At 66.7% G+C, this 6000-nt stretch carries 6 protein-coding genes and 1 pseudogene; 5 read left to right on the top strand and 2 right to left on the bottom strand.

The features are described 5' to 3' along the window. Positions 1-341: 341 nt before the first annotated feature. A pseudogene (locus J8I82_RS27040) lies at positions 342-1566 on the top strand (IS110 family RNA-guided transposase). Between the two features lie 6 nt (positions 1567-1572). Here J8I82_RS27040 and cynS read toward each other — a convergent pair. Then, positions 1573-2016, bottom strand: a complete 444-nt coding sequence (cynS, locus tag J8I82_RS27035; RefSeq protein ID WP_209761900.1) for a cyanase — start codon at positions 2014-2016, stop codon at positions 1573-1575. Between the two features lie 67 nt (positions 2017-2083). Beyond that, the gene (locus J8I82_RS27030) at positions 2084-2221 is read right to left on the bottom strand and encodes a hypothetical protein (RefSeq protein ID WP_209761899.1); all 138 of its coding nucleotides are present in this window, start codon (positions 2219-2221) and stop codon (positions 2084-2086) included. Between the two features lie 566 nt (positions 2222-2787). Between J8I82_RS27030 and J8I82_RS39140 the strand changes: the two genes are divergently transcribed. The 4 genes from J8I82_RS39140 (at position 2788) to J8I82_RS27015 (ending at position 5992) form a co-directional block, all read left to right on the top strand. Continuing rightward, positions 2788-2913 carry a hypothetical protein gene (locus J8I82_RS39140; protein WP_280908276.1) on the top strand — a complete coding sequence of 42 codons (126 nt, stop codon included), beginning with the start codon at positions 2788-2790 and terminating at the stop codon, positions 2911-2913. Between the two features lie 62 nt (positions 2914-2975). Beyond that, complete coding sequence (locus J8I82_RS27025) at positions 2976-3293, top strand: YXWGXW repeat-containing protein (RefSeq protein WP_209761898.1); 318 nt, start codon at positions 2976-2978, stop codon at positions 3291-3293. A gap of 712 nt (positions 3294-4005) precedes the next feature. Further along, positions 4006-4953 (top strand): helix-turn-helix transcriptional regulator, encoded by a 948-nt coding sequence (locus tag J8I82_RS27020; RefSeq protein WP_209761897.1) that lies wholly within the window; start codon positions 4006-4008, stop codon positions 4951-4953. Between the two features lie 85 nt (positions 4954-5038). Further along, a complete protein-coding gene (locus J8I82_RS27015; protein WP_209761896.1) occupies positions 5039-5992 on the top strand; it encodes a glycosyltransferase family 2 protein in 954 nt (317 codons plus the stop codon). Positions 5993-6000: the final 8 nt, after the last annotated feature.

Here is a 6000-nt window from a genome sequence, read left to right as displayed (position 1 = left end):
TCGGCGCTGCCGTTCCCCTTTATAGTCGTTTCTTCGCGAACGCCGGGCACAGGCACGGGCTGGGCTTGGGAAGCTCAGTAGTTCGCCATCGGGCGGGCCCGCCCCCGGGGGATGAAGCGGGGGACGTGGCTGGCGACAGATGGCGCGTGGTTGTAGGATGAATTTTGGCGCTGCTGACGAGGTCGGCTTTCCCTTGGTGCGACAAGCCCGATCAGTAGTTGGACCCGCAGTCCTGCGAGCACCCCGGAATGTGGCAGAGGGCGGCGACGCCCCGAAGCACGCTTAGTAGAGTTCGATGACGAGGACTGCCTGCGGCGCGCTTCAATCGCCAGAAGGTTCTCATGCAAGTGCTCTACACGCGCTGTGCGGGCCTGGACGTGCACAAGGACACCATCGTGGCCTGCGTGCGGTGCGTCTCCCCGCCCATGCGCCAGGAGGTGCGCAGCTTCGGCACGACCACCGCCGAGTTGCTCAAGCTGGGTGACTGGCTGGCCGAGCACGACTGCACCCACGTGGGATGGAAGCCACGGGCGTGTACTGGAAGCCGGTGTGGCATGTGCTGGAGGCCGAGTTCGAGTTGGTACTGGCCAACGCCGCGCACATTCGCAACGTTCCCGGGCGCAAGACGGACGTCAGCGACGCGATGTGGATCGCCGACTTGCTCGCGCACGGGTGATCCGATCGAGCTTTGTGCCGCCGCAGGCGATCCAGCAACTGCGCGACATCACCCGCACTCGCAAGCAACTCGTGCGGGAGGTCTCCCAGCACTCGCTGCGCATTCAAAAGGTGTTGGAGGACGCCAACCTCAAGCTGGGCAGTGTCCTGTCGGATGTGCTGGTCAAGAGCGGGCGCGCGATGCTCGATGCCATCGTCGCCGGCCAGAGCGATCCAGCGCATCTGGCCGCGCTGGCCCAGGGCACCGCGCGCAACAAGAGCGCTGAGTTGCGCGAGGCACTGCGTGGACGCATCACCGACCACCATCGCACGATGCTGCGGCTGCACCTGCAGGTGATCGACGCCTTGCAACACACGTTGGCCGAACTGGATGCGGCCGTGGGAAAAGCGCTGGCGCCGATCCGGCAGCGCGCCCGCCTGCTCACGACGATGCCGGGGGTCAGTGACCTGACGGCCAGCGTCGTGGTGGCGGAGATCGGCGTAGACATGTCGCGCTTCCCCAGTGCCGGCCATCTGATCTCCTGGGCCGGACTGTGCCGGCGCAGCGACGAGAGTGCCGGCAAGCGCCGATCCACCCGCGTGCGCAAGAGCGGCACCTGGATCAAGACCACCCTGGTAACCGCCGCCTGGGCCGCGGTGCGCGTCAAGACCAGCTACCTGCGAGCGCAGTTCCTGCGTATCAAGGCACGCCGCGGCGCCAAGAAGGCCATCCTCGCCGTCGCCGCTTCCATGCTCACAGCCGCGTACCACATGCTTCGCGACGGCACCGAGTACAACGACCTCGGCAGCGAACACTTCGACCGCCAAGATCGAACCAAAACCATCCGCCGTCTGATCAAGCGCCTCCAAGACCTCGGCTGCGATGTTCCTGTGCTGGCTCATACCGGTTAGCGCTTCTTAGCAGGTCTTGTAGGGCAGGAACTTGCCCGACATCTCGATGCGCACCCGATCCCCGTTGGGGTCGGATTCGCGCTGCAGGTCCATGCGGAAATCGATCGCGCTCATGATGCCGTCGCCGAACTCCTCGTGGATCAGTGCCTTGAAGGTGGTGCCGTACACGCTGACCAGCTCGTAGAAGCGGTAGATCAGCGGATCGGTCGGCACCGCCGTTGGCAGCGAACCCTTGTACGGCACCTCGCGCAGCCAGGCCTGGGCCTCGGGCGGCAGGCCGAAGATCTCCGTCACCGCACGCGCTCCGGCCTCGTCGAAGGCCATCTGGCCGAGGCACGCGGCCGTCGTCCATTCCTTGCTGCGGCCGACGCGTTCGGCAACCTGCGCCCAGGTAATGCCGTGCCTGACCTTGGCTTCGATGATGAGATCGGTGACGTCGCTGCGGTTCATGCTGCCTCCATGACAATGGCGTGAATGATGGAAGCCATGCGGAGCGCCACCGCCCGTTGGCGGCAGGTCAGCGAGTCAGCGCGGTTTCGACCGTGGCCATGGCATCCGGCGTCTCCAGTTCCTGCGGCAGCGCAAACAGCGCCGCGGCGGGGGGCGACAGCCCCTGCAAAAACTGCAAGGCAAGCACGATGAGCATGATTGGCATGGCGCCTCCTTCAAGCACACGTGTCAGATTCCGCTTCCTGTCCCGACCGGGCTCCGTCTGGCACTTCGCCCGGCGCAAGCTTCATGCCATTGGCGCAGTGCCTCGCAGCAGCCGTACCGGGATCCCGCCCGCACCGTACCGAACCCGCCCGGCAGCTGCGCGAGCCATATTGAAGCATGCTGCACCGTCTCGGCCCCGGCAAGGACTCGACGCAAGCCTTCGGCATTGCCGCGGGCCGTACCCGTTTCTGCGTCCGGGCGGCAGTGCGGTTGCAAGCCAGGCCGCTACGCTGGCGGCACCTCGGCGCGCGCGTTTGCTTGCGAGATCTATTTCCGATGTAACGTCACATTACGCCAGCCAAGGGCTGGCTGCATCCATCCGCGGTGCCGCTCCAGCATCGGGCGCGCCTTGTCGCACAAGGCGCCGCAGGCATCGCCACGCAGCGCGCGCCCGCTTCCGCAGGGCCCAGCCCCATGTGAGACAGCCTTACAAGTGCAAGCACGCGGCGAGGAGGCCGGTCGCTACATTGAAGCCGTGTCCAACACGATCCCGCCAGGAGCCCAGAAATGAAGCGAGCCCTTTCCCTGGTCGTGCTGCTGTCTACCACGGCCGCACTGCTTTCCGCCTGCATCGTCGTGCCGCCGCGGGGCGCCCCGCCGCACCGCCACCACCATCACTATGACCGGTATTGATCGCTGCATTGATGATCGATTGCCTGATTGCCCGACAACCACCGCCCACAAGGAGCCATTCCATGAAACGCCAGCTCATGCTTGCCGCAGCCGTCCTCGCCACAGGCGGCGCCTTCGGACTCATCGCCCCCGCAGAAGCCCATCCCACGGCCGTGGCCCACGGCTACGGCCATGCGCCGCCGTCGCCGCGCTATGAGCCGCATCCCGCCGCACGCCGCGGCCAGGTCTGGGTGCCCGGCCACTGGGTCGGCGCGCGCGGCCGTTACGACTGGCGCCCCGGCTACTGGCAGGCGCAGCGCCCGGGCCACCGCTTCGTGCCCGACCGCTGGGTGCGCGGACCGCATGGCTGGGTAATGCGCCCCGGCTACTGGACCCGCTGACGGCAGGAGCTCGAAACCGGCTGGCCACCCTGGCGGACACAGTTGGTGGCAAGCCGGATGCAGACCGGATGCAGACCGGTGCAGCGCCCTTCCAAGTCTCATTCCGAGGGTGTAGCCACGCCTCATCCAGAAGCATTAGGCCATGCGCCCGAGCGCGTGATAAATCGCGCAGATATATTACGGAACACCGTATCAAGCTGCCGTTTCATAATTGGGCCATCTGCATGCGCCATATATTACGTACACCCCACGATGGGGTTAGCAACTCCTCTCACGGGGGCTTCGGATAATGCGATCTGTTTCAGCACTGCAACCATTTTAAATTCAGGTGTCACATCGGTGAAACTGCCGGAACCCAGCGCCAGGGCGGCGTTTGCGGAACCTGGCATGGCGCATTTGGGTGAATTCTTAAAGGATTATGACGGGCCTGTCATTCCCACCCTGTCTCGTCCCAATTCCACTCGCTTGCAATCCACCCAACCAGCCCATAAGATGAATTTAAGCCGATTTAGGAGCGAGAATCTTTCGGGTTCGGGTTCGGGTCAACCATCCAGCCATCGACAAGTGCCATCCAGAAGAACGGGACTGCCGGGGCATGGAAGCATGGGGGTCACACACGCGGTCAGACACCAATGGTGGCTGCCGTCCTGCACTGCCCTCCATACGCAAAGCGTCCCGCAGTCCGCTCCCGAGTAAACGGGGAGTGAAGTCAATGAACGCGTTGCTGATCGAGGAGCATCCGCTGCTCCGGCTCGGGCTGTTGCAGATGCTCGAGAACATCCAGGAATCCGCCCAGGTGGCAGCCATTGCGCCCGCGGACATTGCCAGGCTGGATAGCCGGCACCACCATGCAGACCTGCTCGTGTTCGGCATGCCCGCCGAATTTGGTCCGGGCTGGGCACAACTCGAACAGGCCCAGGCCGTGCTTCAGCCGCAGCGCGTGCTGATCCTGGCCGACGTACTGCCCTTGCATGTGCCCAATCCGGAAAGCGCCCGCGGCGTGTGCGGCTGCCTGCCGAAGACCGCCTCGCTGGCGGTGATCGAGGCGGCCATCCGCCTGGCCATCTCTGGCGTGCAAGGCCTGCTGTTCTCGGCCGAGACCGGGACCACGCCTTCCGCCTCGCGTTCGGCCATGCCGGCGGTGCAATCGCTTGCCTCGGCCGCGCCGCTGCCCTTGCCGGCGAGCCTGCCCACCGAGTCGCTCTCGCTCGCCTCATGCGCCAGCGCGCTGCGCAGCACGCCGCGCGCCACCGTGGCGGTGCGCGACCTGACCGACCTGAGGCCGGGCCAGCCGTTGCCCGCGCCAGCTGCCAGTGCCGTACCGATCCCCGAGGAAGAGCCGAGCTACGGCGAAGCGGAAATGCTCAAGATCACGCCGCGCCAGTACGAAGTGCTGGTGCTGCTGGCACGCGGCTACCCGATCAAGACGGTCAGCCGCATGCTGAATATCTCGGTGGCCACGGTGAAGAGCCACGCCTGCACGCTGTACCAGCGGCTCAAGGTGCGCAACAAAGGCGAAGCGGTCTACGCCGCCCTGCAGCGCGGCGCGACGCTGGAGTGGGTGAGCGGCGACGAACCGTTCACGCGCGACAGCAGCCGCACCGTGGTTGGTTCGCCGCGCGCCGACGCGGCCTTCCGCAGCACCGGCCAGACGCTGTAGCAGCATCACTGGCACCGCGCCATGCCCGCGCAGACGGCGCCGGCGCGCGTGCCAGCCTTCACGCCGAACATCGGAGGGGTCAACCATGCCGGCAAGCACTTTCCTGCCCACCTTTTCGGTGTGCATCCTCACGTGCGACCATCCCGAGGGCCTGCAGCGCGCGCTGCAGGCGGTCGCAGAATCCACCATGCCGCCACACCAGCTGATCGTCACTGACGACAGCAGCGGCTACGCCACGCGCGAGATGATGCGCCGCGACCATCCGGACATCACTTACCTGGAAGGGCCACGCCGCTGCAGGGCTGCCAACCGGAATCGCGCCTTGCGCGCGGCCACCGGCTCGCACGTGCTGTTCCTCGACGACCAGACCTTGCTGGGGCCGACCTTCCTGCAGCAGATGGCCGAGTGCATTGCCGACGATCATCTCCGCCGCGCCACGGCCGGCTGCGCAACGCCATTGATCCTGACCGGTACCGAGGTGTGCCAGGGGCAGCCGGGGCGCCCGCGCAAGCCTGCCTTCCTGGGTGATCCCACGCAGGATTACCGGCGCGGCGAACGCCTGCGCTCGGTACTGCTGCACAGCGCGGTGTTCCCGCGCGCACTGTTCGAGCACGCGAGCTTCGACGAGCAGCTCGCCGGCGGCTACGACGAACTCGAGCTGACTGGCCGTGCGGTGCAGGAACTAGGTTACCGCATCGAACTGGTGGCGAGCGCCGTCAACCAGCGCCTGCCTGGCACAGCCCCAACGCGCCTAACGGCACGCGCCGAGCGCGCCGGCCCGGCGTGCGACGCCGCGCGCCTGTATGTGGCCTGCCAGCGCTACCGGCGCGGCCACCGGCGCCCGGTGAAGGCGGCCTTGTTCCTGCTGCTGGCGCTGCCGCACGCACTGGGCCGCGACCTGCGCGCCGCAGGCGCGCGCGGTGCCGGCGATTTCTACGCCACCGCGGGCTGCCTGTGGCAGTTGCTGCGCGGTACGCGCGCAGACCTTGGCGAGGGTGCGTCGGCAGGAGGCCTGGGCGTACCGCTGCCACGCGACTGAGCGACGCG

It is taken from the genome of Cupriavidus consociatus (genome assembly GCF_017814975.1).
In the GTDB taxonomy this organism is placed as follows: Bacteria; Pseudomonadota; Gammaproteobacteria; order Burkholderiales; family Burkholderiaceae; genus Cupriavidus; species Cupriavidus consociatus.
The sequence above is the reverse complement of the archived record's forward strand: the minus strand, read 5'-3'. Positions and strand labels throughout refer to the sequence as shown.

Excerpts from the sequence above, each read along its gene's own strand:
- J8I82_RS27020 (WP_209761897.1), top strand. The coding sequence starts at position 4,006 with ATGAACGCGTTGCTGATCGAGGAGCATCCGCTGCTCCGGCTCGGGCTG.
- J8I82_RS27015 (WP_209761896.1), top strand. The coding sequence starts at position 5,039 with ATGCCGGCAAGCACTTTCCTGCCCACCTTTTCGGTGTGCATCCTCACG.
- cynS (WP_209761900.1), bottom strand. The coding sequence starts at position 2,016 with ATGAACCGCAGCGACGTCACCGATCTCATCATCGAAGCCAAGGTCAGG.
- J8I82_RS39140 (WP_280908276.1), top strand. The coding sequence starts at position 2,788 with ATGAAGCGAGCCCTTTCCCTGGTCGTGCTGCTGTCTACCACGGCCGCA.
- J8I82_RS27025 (WP_209761898.1), top strand. The coding sequence starts at position 2,976 with ATGAAACGCCAGCTCATGCTTGCCGCAGCCGTCCTCGCCACAGGCGGC.
- J8I82_RS27030 (WP_209761899.1), bottom strand. The coding sequence starts at position 2,221 with ATGCCAATCATGCTCATCGTGCTTGCCTTGCAGTTTTTGCAGGGGCTG.